General features: G+C 61.4%; 14 protein-coding genes. 5 read left to right on the top strand and 9 right to left on the bottom strand.

Features of this window, described 5'->3' with window-relative positions; all coding sequences use genetic code 11:
* Positions 1–39 precede the first annotated feature (39 nt).
* The 3 genes from QMX97_RS11215 to QMX97_RS11205 are packed head-to-tail and all read right to left on the bottom strand — an operon-like array spanning position 40 to position 2,297.
* A complete protein-coding gene (locus tag QMX97_RS11215; protein ID WP_201143802.1) occupies positions 40–945 on the bottom strand; it encodes a 5'-nucleotidase in 906 nt (301 codons plus the stop codon).
* Between the two features lie 15 nt (positions 946–960).
* Entirely contained in the window at positions 961–1,914 is a 954-nt protein-coding gene (locus tag QMX97_RS11210) for a putative 2-dehydropantoate 2-reductase (protein WP_120447959.1), read from the bottom strand.
* Positions 1,911–2,297, bottom strand: coding sequence for a thioredoxin (locus QMX97_RS11205; protein ID WP_065901722.1), 387 nt, complete (start codon positions 2,295–2,297; stop codon positions 1,911–1,913). The genes QMX97_RS11210 and QMX97_RS11205 overlap by 4 nt, the downstream gene beginning before the upstream one ends.
* On the opposite strand from QMX97_RS11205, the gene QMX97_RS11200 reads away from it, so the two are divergent.
* Entirely contained in the window at positions 2,296–2,730 is a 435-nt protein-coding gene (locus tag QMX97_RS11200) for a PilZ domain-containing protein (RefSeq protein ID WP_106804747.1), read from the top strand. The genes QMX97_RS11205 and QMX97_RS11200 overlap by 2 nt on opposite strands.
* Before the next feature lie 131 nt (positions 2,731–2,861).
* Positions 2,862–3,938, top strand: coding sequence for a 3-deoxy-7-phosphoheptulonate synthase (locus tag QMX97_RS11195; protein WP_016975370.1), 1,077 nt, complete (start codon positions 2,862–2,864; stop codon positions 3,936–3,938).
* Positions 3,939–4,010: 72 nt separating this feature from the next.
* Here the strand turns inward: QMX97_RS11195 and QMX97_RS11190 are convergent, their stop codons facing one another.
* Positions 4,011–4,292, bottom strand: a complete 282-nt coding sequence (locus tag QMX97_RS11190; protein WP_003189869.1) for a GNAT family N-acetyltransferase — start codon at positions 4,290–4,292, stop codon at positions 4,011–4,013.
* Between the two features lie 611 nt (positions 4,293–4,903).
* Between QMX97_RS11190 and oprI the strand changes: the two genes are divergently transcribed.
* Positions 4,904–5,155, top strand: coding sequence for an outer membrane lipoprotei OprI (oprI, locus tag QMX97_RS11185; protein WP_003172710.1), 252 nt, complete (start codon positions 4,904–4,906; stop codon positions 5,153–5,155).
* A gap of 136 nt (positions 5,156–5,291) precedes the next feature.
* On the opposite strand, the gene QMX97_RS11180 is transcribed toward oprI, so the two are convergent.
* The 3 genes from QMX97_RS11180 to QMX97_RS11170 form a co-directional block, all read right to left on the bottom strand.
* Positions 5,292–6,260 carry a L,D-transpeptidase family protein gene (locus QMX97_RS11180; RefSeq protein WP_065901724.1) on the bottom strand — a complete coding sequence of 323 codons (969 nt, stop codon included), beginning with the start codon at positions 6,258–6,260 and terminating at the stop codon, positions 5,292–5,294.
* A 111-nt stretch (positions 6,261–6,371) separates the two neighbouring features.
* A complete protein-coding gene (locus QMX97_RS11175; RefSeq protein WP_003172705.1) occupies positions 6,372–6,665 on the bottom strand; it encodes a hypothetical protein in 294 nt (97 codons plus the stop codon).
* A 58-nt stretch (positions 6,666–6,723) separates the two neighbouring features.
* Positions 6,724–7,329, bottom strand: coding sequence for an arylesterase (locus QMX97_RS11170; protein ID WP_065901725.1), 606 nt, complete (start codon positions 7,327–7,329; stop codon positions 6,724–6,726).
* A gap of 10 nt (positions 7,330–7,339) precedes the next feature.
* Between QMX97_RS11170 and QMX97_RS11165 the strand changes: the two genes are divergently transcribed.
* Together QMX97_RS11165 and QMX97_RS11160 are read left to right on the top strand one after the other, a co-directional pair.
* Entirely contained in the window at positions 7,340–8,023 is a 684-nt protein-coding gene (locus tag QMX97_RS11165) for an ABC transporter ATP-binding protein (protein ID WP_065901727.1), read from the top strand.
* The gene (locus tag QMX97_RS11160; RefSeq protein WP_282396938.1) at positions 8,023–10,533 is read left to right on the top strand and encodes an ABC transporter permease; all 2,511 of its coding nucleotides are present in this window, start codon (positions 8,023–8,025) and stop codon (positions 10,531–10,533) included. The genes QMX97_RS11165 and QMX97_RS11160 overlap by 1 nt, the downstream gene beginning before the upstream one ends.
* Before the next feature lie 45 nt (positions 10,534–10,578).
* On the opposite strand, the gene greB is transcribed toward QMX97_RS11160, so the two are convergent.
* Together greB and QMX97_RS11150 are read right to left on the bottom strand one after the other, a co-directional pair.
* Positions 10,579–11,052: a transcription elongation factor GreB gene (gene greB / locus QMX97_RS11155; RefSeq protein WP_016972352.1), complete on the bottom strand. Its 474-nt coding sequence runs from the start codon at positions 11,050–11,052 to the stop codon at positions 10,579–10,581.
* A 113-nt stretch (positions 11,053–11,165) separates the two neighbouring features.
* Positions 11,166–12,152, bottom strand: a complete 987-nt coding sequence (locus QMX97_RS11150; protein WP_282396937.1) for a hypothetical protein — start codon at positions 12,150–12,152, stop codon at positions 11,166–11,168.
* Between the last annotated feature and the right edge of the window lie 193 nt (positions 12,153–12,345).

Here is a 12,345-nt window from a genome sequence, read left to right as displayed (position 1 = left end):
TTGAATCAGCTTAGCAGCGCCCGGACGACTTGGATTGACTTAGCTCTTCACTTCATTACTGATGCCATGGGGCACATGCCCGGTGGCCACCACCTCCCTCGCTTTCTCGCAATGACCGGCCTGGTCATCGAAAAAAACATCGGCGGCGAACGCTTCCAGGAACGCGGATTTCTCCAGCCCACCCAGGAACAGCGACTCGTCCAGGCGAATATCCCACTCGCGCAAGGTACGGATCACCCGCTCATGGGACGGCGCCGAACGCGCAGTGACCAACGCCGTGCGAATCGGGCAGTCCTCGTCCGCAAACTCGCGCTGCAACAGGTTCAGCGCGGCCAGGAACCCCTTGAACGGACCGCCATGTAACGGCTGGCGCGCCGACTCGCGTTCGCTGGCCTGGAACGCTTCCAACCCGCCGGACTGGTACACGCGCTCCGACTCATCGGAGAACAACACCGCGTCGCCGTCAAAGGCAATCCGCAATTCCTCACTGGAGGCACGGCGTGGACCGCCGGACAAAATCGTCGCTGCCGCAAACCCCGCATCGAGGGCACTGCGCACATCCTCAGCATGGGTGGAAAGAAACAGATGGCAACCGAACGCTGCCAAATAAGGATAAGGACTACGCCCTCCGACGAAAGCGGCGCGGGAAATATCCAGGCCGTAATGCTGGATGGAGTTGAACACACGCAAGCCGGTGTCGGCACTGTTGCGCGACACCAGCACCACCTCGACCCGGGCACGGCCAAGGCTGGCATTCAGGCTCAGCAGCTTCTTGACCAGCGGGAAGGCATCGCCGGGCTCGAGGATTTCTTCCTCGTGTTCGATCTGGTACTGACGGTAGGTCTCGACCCCCTCGGCCAGATAGACCTTGTGGCTTTCACTCAAGTCGAAGAGTGCCCGCGAGGAAATCGCCAGCACCAACTTGTCACCCAAACCCTTGGCCATGGTGTGTTTCCTCACTCAGCGGTTATGCCGATCAATAAAACTCAAGGCCTGATACAGCGCCTGCATCCGTGGCAATTCGCAACCAGCGGCTTTGGCCGCGGCGAGTGGCCGCGCATAGATCGCCGCCAGTTCCAGCGGGCGTTTATGCACGTGGTCGTGATACATGCTCGGCAGGTAGTCGTCCATGGTTTCAGTCATGGCGAACATCTGCTCGGCGTAACTGGCGGGGATTTCATGCCCGCAAGCGTGGGCGCCCTGCACCACTTCGGCCATCAATGCCTGGATCAACTCGCGGCTGGATTCGTCCGCCATCATCGCCGTGGTGCCGGTCCCCAGAAGGACGGACAGGCCGTTGTAAGGCACGTTCCACACCAACTTGTGCCAGCGCGCCTGATGCACATTGGCCATGGCCTGGGAGTCGATGCCGGCCTGGTGGAACAACGCGGCGCCGGCTTCGACAATCGCCTGCCGACGGGCATCGTCGTTGGCCGCGGTGCCACTGTGATACCCGAGGTTGACCCGCCCCAGCGCCTGATGCTCGACCACGCCAGGCGCGGAGCGGTGTACGCCGATGTAGCAGAGCCCACCCAGCAGATGCAGCGACGCCGGCAAGTGTTCACGCAGGCTATCTTCCACATCCAGGCCGTTCTGCAGCAACACCACCTTGGCATCCGGCGCCGCGACCTGGGCGATAGTCGGGGCCAGCTCAACGTTACCCGTGGACTTGGTGCCCACCAGCAGCCAGTCGCACGGCGGCATGTCGGCGGCCCGTGCGTAGGCCTGCACCGGATGCAGGTGCAAGTGGCCATGCACGCTGCTGTTCAGGCGCAAGCCATGCTCACTGACCGCCGCGTATTCGCTGCGCAACAGGAAGTGCACATCGAAACCGGCGCGCGCCAGCATCAGGCCATAGAAACCACCGATGGCGCCGGTGCCGATAATGCCAATGCGGGGCGACTGTGCTGTCATGGCAGATCCTCTGGAGTACGGGTAAGCGCTTGATTGATCGCGTCGGTAAGGTCAGTGAGTGTAAGACGTGTCTGTAACTGCCCGAGGAATTGACCCTCGCACACCACGAACAACGCGGGCAAATGAAAGATCTGGTAGCGTTCGACCGCGCCGCCGTTGTGGCCGGCATCCACCCAGCACACGCGGTCAATCGGCAGGGACCAGCCCGGTAGCTGCTGGCGCGCCCAACGGCAACTGGAACACCCGACGCTGGTGAACACCACCAGCGAAATACCTGGCAATCCCAGCAATTGCTGGTCAATATCCAGGTCGGTCAATTCCAGTTCCTTCACTATACTGCTGCCACCGCCGTCAACTGGACGGTGCTCGGAGTCCGTGTACATGGGTCGTTTTTTACCTCACCCTGATGATGTCGCTGTCGAGTTAATCCAACGTCCCTCTCCTGCCCTCCCCCGCCAGCGCCTGCACACGGTCGGCCTGGGCGGCATCGCCTGCCATTGGCCACGCGCCTGGCGCCAGGGCACAGCCGTTGACCTGCACATCCCGTCCCTGGGCGCCAACGCCCGGTATCCGGGGTATGTAGCCTGGTGCCGCAAGGTCGAAAACGGCTATCGCATCGGCATCTCGTTTACCGATGAGCATGCGTTGTTTGGCGCGCGCATGGGCGAACAAGCATGCCGGATGGAACGCTACTGCCGCCAGCACGAAGATGCCGAACCGACACCTGCACAACTCGAAGCCCTGGCCCGCGAGTGGGTGGCGCGCCATGCCAGCGAGTTCTCCCATGAAGCATTTGTGCGGCCTGCACGGGATTAAAGCGGGCTTTGCCCATTGTCGCGGGCCCGTGTTACGCGCTAAGGTTCCTCCCCCCTGTATTCAAAATCATGCTGTGCCCGCCGCACGGGGATGGCTGGCGGCCGGCACCCGTGACCCTGGCGAGTAACACGATGGCTGATTTACCGATCAATGACCTTAACGTCGAATCCAACGAGACGCTGATCACTCCCGATCAGCTCAAGCGCGAAATCCCCCTGAGCGACGCTGCCCTGCAGACCGTCACCAAGGGCCGCGAAGTCATCCGTGACATTCTCGACGGCACCGACCACCGCCTCTTCGTGGTGATCGGGCCCTGCTCGATCCACGACCTCAAGGCTGCCCATGAGTACGCCGAGCGCCTCAAGGTGTTGGCAGCGGAAGTGTCCGACACCTTGTACCTGGTGATGCGCGTCTATTTCGAGAAACCACGGACCACCGTGGGCTGGAAAGGCTTGATCAACGACCCGTACCTGGACGACTCGTTCAAGATCCAGGACGGCTTGCACATCGGTCGCCAGTTGCTGCTGGACCTGGCGGAAATGGGCCTGCCCACCGCCACCGAAGCCCTCGACCCGATCTCCCCGCAGTACCTGCAGGATCTGATCAGCTGGTCGGCCATCGGCGCCCGCACCACCGAATCCCAGACCCACCGCGAAATGGCGTCCGGCCTGTCGTCGGCCGTCGGCTTCAAGAACGGCACCGACGGCGGCCTGACCGTGGCGATCAATGCGCTGCAGTCGGTCTCCAGCCCTCACCGCTTCCTGGGCATCAACCAGGAAGGCGGCGTCTCCATCGTCACCACCAAGGGCAACGCCTACGGTCACGTGGTGCTGCGCGGTGGCAACGGCAAGCCCAACTATGACTCGGTCAGCGTCGCGCTGTGCGAGCAGGCCCTGAACAAGGCCAAGATCAAGCCGAACATCATGGTCGACTGCAGCCACGCCAACTCCAACAAGGATCCGGCCCTGCAGCCACTGGTCATGGAAAACGTCGCCAACCAGATCCTCGAAGGCAACCAGTCGATTATCGGCCTGATGGTCGAGAGTCACCTGAACTGGGGCTGCCAGGCGATTCCAAAGGACCTCGCCGACTTGCAGTACGGCGTGTCGATCACCGATGCCTGCATCGACTGGGCTGCTACCGAGAACACCCTGCGCAGCATGCACGCCAAGCTCAAGGACGTCTTGCCCAAGCGCAAACGCACCTGACAGCGCGGTTGAATCGAGCGCACACAAAAACGCCGGGCTAAGCCCGGCGTTTTTCATGCTGCAGCGTGTGGCTTACAGCTTCGCGGCATGGCGCTGGTGGCGCTCCATGTAGCGTTCGACATAGGAGCAGGACGGGATCACCGTGTAGCCGGCCTCTTCGGCGAACTTCAGCGCTTCTTCGGTCAATGCCGCCGCAATACCACGGCCGCGCAGCGCGTTGGGCACGAAGGTCCGATAGATGTCCAGGGTCTGCTTCCCGAGGTCCATATAGGTCAGATAGGCACGATGACCGTCCACATTGGTCTCGAACTGATGACCAGCCTGGTCATGGTGGATGGACAACGCCTCGCTCATCACTACTCCTCGCGGGTCTAAGATTGCGACCCCTACCTTACCGATGTTTTTCCGGCGAAGGAACATCTACGCCACCCCGTGCCGGTTTCGACAACGAGAAAACCTTTAGCGCTCACAACCAGCACGTAGAGAATAGTAGGCACCAATCCTGCCATTGCTCAAGCCGCACTCGTCATCCTTGCCATGGGTGGATATAGAAAGGGCCTCGATCAACCGGTGACCGATAGCCTGAACATTTGCCGGCCGTTGAACCTTGAGACGAACTGCCGCTCTTAAAGTCACTCTACATGCGTAAAAGATGCCAGGCGCGGTAAAGGCAAGCAGCGCGAAAGTGTCGGCCTCGATATATAAATTTTCATCTGTTTACAAGGCTTAACACATGCGGGCCGGCCCTTTCAGCCTGGATCCAATTTTCGCCCGACTGCAAAAAATTGGACGGTTTTTATACAAACCTCCAAAAGATTAGCCAAAATAGATTCGGCACAAGAATTTTTTTTGCTTCTTGCGCTACGTCAGTTTACTTACTACAAGTAATGAGTAGTATGTACGCCGGCTATGAACTCACTCTGAGGAAATAGCCATTTAATAGAAAGTCCTTGAAGGGGAACACGATGAACAACGTTCTGAAATTCTCTGCTCTGGCTCTGGCCGCAGTTCTGGCTACCGGTTGCAGCAGCGTCTCCAAAGAAACCGAAGCTCGTCTGACTGCAACTGAAGACGCAGCAGCTCGCTCCCAGGCTCGTGCAGACGAAGCCTACCGTAAAGCTGATGAAGCTCTGGCTGCTGCTCAAAAAGCACAACAGACTGCTGACGAAGCTAACGAGCGCGCTCTGCGCATGCTTGAAAAAGCAAGCCGCAAGTAATAATCCCTCGGGGTTGTTATCAAGCCGATCCATTCTTGGGTCGGCTTTTTTATTGCCCGCGATTCGTGCCTCGATTGCCGCGCAATAAAAAGCCCGCCGCAGCGCAAGGCCGTGGCGGGCTCAGGGTCGAGCAGGCTTATTGCTGCAGGTCGATCGGCGCGCTGGACGCTACCGGCGCTGCACCCGGCACCCCGATTTCGGTGGGCAGGCCGTCTTCGGCCGCGACCACATCACGCACCTGATCCCAGTTGACCCGCAGGTTATTAGCCAGGTCTTCACGCTTGAGCAGGGCGTTGATCACCGCCGTGTGCTTGTCGACCACCGAAGGCGTGCCGTCGTCGTTCAGCGGCGTATGTGCCTCGAGGTAGACCTTGCCGCCGCTGCTGCCGAATTTGTAGGCATCGTTGATGATGCGCACCGAGGTACCCACCGGCACCATACTGGCCATCTCCAGCACGTTGTTGTTGAACATGCGGAAGCAACCGTGGCTCGTACGCGTGCCGATACCAAATTTCATGTTCGAACCGTGGATCAGGTAGCCCGGGGTGCCCAGGGTGAACTTGAACGGCCCCAAAGGATTGTCCGGACCGGCCGGCACCACGTTGGGCAGCGGATCGCCATTGGCGGCGTGCTCAGCCTTGATCGAGGCGGGCGGGGTCCAGGTCGGGTTGGGGATCTTGCCGGTAATCGTGGTGTGGGCGACCGGCGAGCCCCAGCCCTCACGACCGATCCCCAGCGGGAAGGTGTAGACCACGTCCTGGCCCTTGGGGAAGTAATAGAGCCGGTACTCCGCCAGGTTGATCACGATGCCTTCCCGAGGACCGGGCGGCAGGATGAAACGCGTCGGCAGCACGATGTCAGTGCCCGCCCCCGGCAACCAGGCATCCACGCCCGGGTTGGCCGCGACCATCTCCGAATAGCCCAGGTCATAGGTCGTGCCCAGGTCGGCAAAGGTGTCTTCGTACTTGGCCTTGATCACCTGGACCTGACCGACGATGTCCTCGCCTGGCGGAGGCAGGGGCAACTGCAAGGCTGACGCAGAACCGGCCGCACAAAGTGCAGCAAGAGACAGGCAGCAGGTGACGACGGAAAGGCGCGACAACATCCGGAAAATCCTTCGCAGAACGACGGGTAGGTTAAAAACAAGCTGCAAGCTGCAAGCTACAAGCTTTCAGCCGCTAGCTTACAGCTTATAGCGTGAAGCTTGCAGCTGCATCTAGAGCTCGAAACGCAGCTCCGGCCAGATTGGCGGCGTGCCGCGCTTCTGGGACTCCAGAATCGCCCGGCACAACGGGCACAGGCGCTGGTCCTGGAAGATCGAGCGATCGACCAGCGACCACCGCGGTTGCGCCGGCAGTAACGTACCGCACAGGGTACGATCGATGGAGCCGCCCAGTTCCAATTGCCGCGTGACCAGATGCACCCGCACTTCCTGGCAGGCGAACAGATCCAGCTGCTCGTCCGGCTCGATCAGTTGGTAGTTAAACAGGGACCAGGCAGGACGCGACATCAAGGGCTCCAAATCGGGGGGGCGCCACCTTAGCCGAAAGCCTGCCGGTAGAAAAGCGTCAAAGCAGCGGTTTTAGCGTCGGCCAGACATTTTCCAGCAACTTGCCCTGGGCGCCGACCGCCGGGTGCAGTTGATCCGCCTGCATCAGCTCGGGATGACCACCGACGCCCTCGAGGAAAAACGGTACCAGCGGGACGTTTTTTTCCTTAGCCAGTGCCCCATACACTTCAGCGAATGCCGTGGTGTAGCGCGGGCCGTAGTTGGGCGGCAACTGCATGCCCAGCAACAGCACCTTCGCGCCGCCGGCCTTGGACTGATCGATCATCGACGCAAGATTTTGTTTCAATTGCGCAGGCGGTTGGCCGCGCAGGCCGTCATTGCCGCCAAGCTCGATCACCACGACATCCGGCTTATGCTCTGCAAGCGCCGCCGGCAGGCGCGCCAAGCCTCCGGCACTGGTGTCGCCGCTGATGGAAGCGTTGACCACTTTATCGTCGAAACCTTCCTTCTTGAGCCGTTGTCCCAGCAACGCTACCCACCCTTTGCTGGTATCCAGGCCGAAACCGGCACTGATACTATCGCCAACGATCAGGACTGTACCCGCCGCTGCGTTCTGGGCCATGCACATCAAGGCCAGGCCAGCACTCAAAAACCACATTCGCATCGGATTCTCCATGGGCGCAAGCATTCTCACCGCGCGGAACCTTAGCAAAGTGGTTCCCAGCGCGGAAGGTGAACTGACTATCCTGCACGAACTGAGCCTGGAACTGAACAAGGGCGATAGCCTGGCTATCGTCGGTGCTTCCGGCTCCGGTAAATCCACCCTCCTGGGCCTGCTGGCCGGCCTCGACCTGCCCAGCAGCGGCGAAGTCACGCTCGCCGGGCAAGCCCTCAGCACCCTCGACGAAGACCAGCGTGCGCGCATCCGCGCCGAGCACGTGGGCTTCGTGTTCCAGTCCTTCCAGTTGCTCGACAGCCTCAACGCCCTGGAAAACGTCATGCTGCCGCTGGAGCTGGACGGCCGCAAAGACGCCCGCGAGCGCGCCACCCATTTGCTGGAGCGAGTCGGCCTGGGCCAACGCCTGACCCACTCGCCGCGCCAGTTGTCCGGCGGTGAACAGCAACGAGTGGCGATCGCCCGCGCGTTCGCTGCCGAACCGGACGTGCTGTTTGCCGATGAACCCACCGGGAACCTCGACAGCCACACCGGCGAGCGCATCAGCGATCTGCTGTTCGAGCTCAACAAAGAAAGCGGCACGACCCTGGTGCTGGTCACCCACGACGAGCGTCTGGCCCACCGTTGCCGACGCCTGATCCGCCTTGAAGCCGGCCTGATGGTCGCGCCCCTGGAGCCTTGATGGCACGTTTGCCGCTGTTGCGCCTGTTCAGCCTTGCCATGCGCCAATTGCTGCGCGATGCCCGCGCCGGCGAATTGCGCGTGTTGTTCTTCGCCCTGCTGGTGGCGGTAGCTGCCAGCACTGCCATTGGCTACTTCGGTGCCCGCCTTAATGGCGCCATGATGCTGCGCGCCACCGAGTTCCTCGGCGCCGACCTCGTGCTTGAAGGCAGCTCGCCGGCGCGGCCCGAACAAATCCGGTCGGGGACCGAGCTGGGCCTGGATCACGCCCGGGTGGTCGAATTCTCCAGCGTGATTGCCACCGACAACGGCATCCAGCTCTCCAGCATCAAGGCGGTCAACGAGCGGTACCCGCTGCGCGGTGAGCTGAAAAGCGCGGCTGCGCCGTTTGGCGATGAAACCCCGGGAGGTGGCCCGAAGCCCGGTGAAGCCTGGGTGGAGGCGCGGCTGCTGACTGCACTCGACCTCAAGGTCGGCGACAGTATCGATGTCGGCATGAAGACCCTGCGCCTGGCCCGCATCCTCACCTACGAACCCGACCGCGCCGGTAACTTCTACAGCCTCACGCCCCGGGTGATGATCAACCTGGCGGACCTGGATGCCACCGGTGTGGTCCAGCCCGGCAGCCGCGTCAGCTACCGCGAACTGTGGCGCGGGCCACAGGGCAGCACAGCGCTGCAAACCTATCGCGACCTGGTCAAGCCCGGCCTCGCCGCCAACCAGCGCCTGCAGGACTCGCGAGACGGCAACCAGCAGATTGGCGGCGCCCTGGGCAAGGCCGAGCGCTACCTGAACATGGCAAGCCTGGTGGCAGTGCTGCTGGCCGGCGTCGCCGTGGCCTTGTCGGCCAACCGTTTCGCCACCCGCCGCTTCGACGCCAGTGCATTGTTACGCTGCCTGGGGTTATCGCGCCGTGAAGCGATGTTGCTGTTCAGCCTGCAGTTGAGTGTACTGGGCCTGCTGGCGAGCCTGACCGGCGCCCTGCTCGGCTGGCTCGCGCAGTTTGGCCTGTTCTACTTCCTGCACGATCTGCTGCCGGCGGACGTACCGCCTGGCGGCCTGCTGCCGGCCATCGCCGGGATCGGCACCGGGCTGGTCGCCCTCGCCGGCTTCGCCCTGCCGCCACTGGCGGCATTGGGTCGGGTGCCGCCGCTGCGGGTACTGCGTCGCGACTTGCTGCCGATTCCTTCCAGCACTTGGATGGTCTACGGCGCAGCCCTGTTCGCCCTGGGCCTGATCATGTGGCGCTTGAGCCTCGACCTGGTGCTGACCTTCGCCCTGCTCGGCGGTGGCGTGGTGGCAGCGCTGGTACTCGGTGGCCTGCTCCTGTTGCTGCTGCAAAGCCTGCGACGCCTGCTGGCTCGCGCCTCCCTGCCCTGGCGCCTGGGCCTGGGACAATTGCTGCGTCACCCGCTGGCGGCGGCTGGCCAGTCCCTGGCCTTTGGCCTGATCCTGCTGTCGATGGGTTTGATTGCCCTGCTGCGCGGCGAGTTGCTCGACACCTGGCAAAACCAGTTGCCCAAGGATGCGCCCAACTATTTCGCCCTCAACATCCTTCCGGCCGACAAAGACGCGTTCGGCGCTCGCCTGCTGGAGCTGCAGGCGCAGTCCGCACCGCTGTATCCCGTGGTGCCGGGCCGGCTGATCAGCATCAACGGCGAACCGGTGCAGGAGATTGTCAGCAAGGACTCCAGCGGCGACCGCGCGGTGCAACGTGACTTGAGCCTCACCTGGGCCGCCGACCTGCCACCGGGCAACGCCCTGACAGCGGGCACCTGGTGGTCGCAGCAACCCACTGATGAAATCCCCGGGGTCTCGGTAGAAGCCAAGGTCGCAGAAAGCCTCAAGCTCAAACTCAACGACCACCTGGTGTTTACCGTGGGCGGGGAAAACCGTGAAGCGCGGGTCACCAGCCTGCGCACCATCAACTGGGACAACTTCCAGCCGAACTTCTTCATGATTTTCCAGCCAGGCACGCTGAAGGATCTGCCCGCGACCTACTTGACCAGCTTTTACCTGGCGCCTGGGCACGACCAGCAGATTGTCGATCTGTCACGTGCCTTCCCGGCCGTGACCATCCTGCAGGTCGAGGCACTGCTGGAGCAGTTGCGCAGCATCCTGGCGCAGGTGACCCTGGCGGTGGAGTACGTGCTGCTGTTTGTGCTGGCGGCCGGAATGGCGGTGTTGTTCTCCGGCCTGCAGGCCACCCTTGATGAGCGGATCCGCCAAGGTGCACTGCTGCGCGCCCTGGGCGCCGAGCGCAAGCTGCTGGTCAAGGCCAGGCGCATCGAGTTCGGCTTGCTGGGTGCCGTCAGCGGGTTGCTGGCGGCGCTGGGAACCGAGCTGGTGACCTGGGTGCTGTACCGCTATGCCTTTGACCTGGCCTGGCACCCGCACCCGTGGTTGTTGGTGCTGCCGGTGATCGGTGCGGTATTGATCGGCGGGGCCGGGGTCTTCGGTACGCGCCGCGCACTGAATGCCAGCCCTCTGACCGTATTGCGCGAAGGCTGAAAACACAATGGCCCGCGTCCTTCAAGGGACGCGGGCCAACGCCGCTCACTTCACATACTCGATCCCGGTGATCCACCAGCACACTTCGCCGCCGGGCGTCTGCACGATGGCCTCATCATCGACCTCCTTGCGCAACAACGCGCGGGCCATCGGTGAGTCGATGGAGATATAGTCCATCCGGTCATAAATCTCGTCATAGCCGACAATCCGAAAACGCTTGGTCTCGCCCTGCTCGTTTTCGATATCGACCCAGGCGCCGAAAAACACCTTCCCTTCCTGCTCGGGCATGTACTCCACCACGCGCATGTCTTCCAGGCGCTTGCGCAGGTACCGGACCCGGCGATCGATCTCGCGCAGCAATTTCTTGTTGTACTGGTAGTCGGCGTTTTCGCTGCGGTCGCCCAGCGATGCAGCCCATGTCACTTTGCGCGTGGTGTCCGGGCGCTTTTCGCGCCACAGGTAGTCCAGCTCTTTCTTCAGCGCTTCATGACCTTCTTTGGTAATCAGCTTGGTACTCAAACGCATGCATCCCCAGGCAATGTCCATAGGTGCCGATCGGCCAGGCAATCATGCCCTGGCGTCGGCTGGCTGGCGTTGATGATAAATGAACCCGGGAAAGTAGCCAGGCCGGTCTAGCCATCCAGGACCTGGTCCAGGTCCAGCAGCATCGCGCGCAAGCTTTGCCGCAGGTTCGACACCTGCGACGTCATGACCTTCAGTGTTTCGGTTCTCTGGCTGACCGCCAGCGACTGGTCATGCAACTGGGCAATGCGCTGCTCCAGCTCTCGAGACCTCTCATCGGACTGGCTTTGTTCCTGCTGCAATCGAGCCTGCCATTGATCAAGCGCCGCCTGCTGTTCGATGACGGCGAGCTTTTGTTGGGTCAACTCCTGTGCGACACGCGCCAGGTTGGTCAGTGTACTGTCCACCTCGAACATGGCGTTCTGGTCCATGGGCGCGGGCAATCCAGGTTGCCCCCGCGGCTCCGGCGCGGGCGGCATCACAGGTTCAGCCTGTACGCGGTTTACCGGCATTTCGATCGCCACCGGGCGCGCCTCTTCGACAGGCTGTTCGTGCTCAGGTACACGGGCAGGGTCGGCCGCTATTGCTGCCCTGGGGGACGAGCTTAATTTCGATGAAAAACGAATGGACGGCACGATCAATGAAGCGTTTTCGATTGCCGGCAACGCAGGCGCGGAAATGCCCAGGGTAATCACCTTCATCACCAGCGCTTTCTTGATGATCACCGAGTGGTGATCCTCGGGCCTGGCAGGCGGCAGTTTGCAGCCTTTCAAATCGACAAAATGATAGGGCAACTGGGTTTCCGTGACGCCAGCGGCTTTTGCACCCGACGCCGCCAACGTCAGAATTTGCTTGAACACATGCATGGCAACTTGCAAGTCGTCCCTGGACTCGACACCACCGAGAAAATACCGTTCGGCTTTTTTACGCAATGCCGCGATGTAAACCCTGGAACTCCCCGGTTCAACTTCTTCATCGAGGCTGTAAACGAGGAAGTTGGAGGCAATCTGACCAACAGCAAACCCACAGAGCAGTGCGCCGTTGACCGGTGCATCCTGACCATCGCGTTCAAGAACTAGGGTACGTAGCAGCATCATGATTATCAGGCCTCGTTACACAGCGCAGAACGTCTATACAAACATCAAATAAACATTCGAAATTTAAAAGTCAACACACACTCCAATTGTTTCAGCGATGTACCGGGCACACACGTAGGACTTCTCTTATTAATGCTGATCGTCGTTCCCAAAAGCGATGATTATCCGTACCCTTTTTAAAATCTCTCCCTTA

The organism is Pseudomonas sp. PS01298 (genome assembly GCF_029959745.1).
GTDB lineage: Bacteria > Pseudomonadota > Gammaproteobacteria > Pseudomonadales > Pseudomonadaceae > Aquipseudomonas > Aquipseudomonas aylmerensis.
This window is presented reverse-complemented; position numbering and strand designations above follow the sequence as displayed.

Excerpts from the sequence above, each read along its gene's own strand:
- QMX97_RS11210 (WP_120447959.1), bottom strand. The coding sequence starts at position 1,914 with ATGACAGCACAGTCGCCCCGCATTGGCATTATCGGCACCGGCGCCATC.
- QMX97_RS11200 (WP_106804747.1), top strand. The coding sequence starts at position 2,296 with ATGGGTCGTTTTTTACCTCACCCTGATGATGTCGCTGTCGAGTTAATC.
- QMX97_RS11150 (WP_282396937.1), bottom strand. The coding sequence starts at position 12,152 with ATGATGCTGCTACGTACCCTAGTTCTTGAACGCGATGGTCAGGATGCA.
- QMX97_RS11160 (WP_282396938.1), top strand. The coding sequence starts at position 8,023 with ATGGCACGTTTGCCGCTGTTGCGCCTGTTCAGCCTTGCCATGCGCCAA.
- oprI (WP_003172710.1), top strand. The coding sequence starts at position 4,904 with ATGAACAACGTTCTGAAATTCTCTGCTCTGGCTCTGGCCGCAGTTCTG.
- QMX97_RS11215 (WP_201143802.1), bottom strand. The coding sequence starts at position 945 with ATGGCCAAGGGTTTGGGTGACAAGTTGGTGCTGGCGATTTCCTCGCGG.
- QMX97_RS11195 (WP_016975370.1), top strand. The coding sequence starts at position 2,862 with ATGGCTGATTTACCGATCAATGACCTTAACGTCGAATCCAACGAGACG.
- QMX97_RS11190 (WP_003189869.1), bottom strand. The coding sequence starts at position 4,292 with ATGAGCGAGGCGTTGTCCATCCACCATGACCAGGCTGGTCATCAGTTC.
- QMX97_RS11175 (WP_003172705.1), bottom strand. The coding sequence starts at position 6,665 with ATGTCGCGTCCTGCCTGGTCCCTGTTTAACTACCAACTGATCGAGCCG.
- QMX97_RS11205 (WP_065901722.1), bottom strand. The coding sequence starts at position 2,297 with ATGTACACGGACTCCGAGCACCGTCCAGTTGACGGCGGTGGCAGCAGT.
- QMX97_RS11170 (WP_065901725.1), bottom strand. The coding sequence starts at position 7,329 with ATGCGAATGTGGTTTTTGAGTGCTGGCCTGGCCTTGATGTGCATGGCC.
- QMX97_RS11165 (WP_065901727.1), top strand. The coding sequence starts at position 7,340 with ATGGGCGCAAGCATTCTCACCGCGCGGAACCTTAGCAAAGTGGTTCCC.
- QMX97_RS11180 (WP_065901724.1), bottom strand. The coding sequence starts at position 6,260 with ATGTTGTCGCGCCTTTCCGTCGTCACCTGCTGCCTGTCTCTTGCTGCA.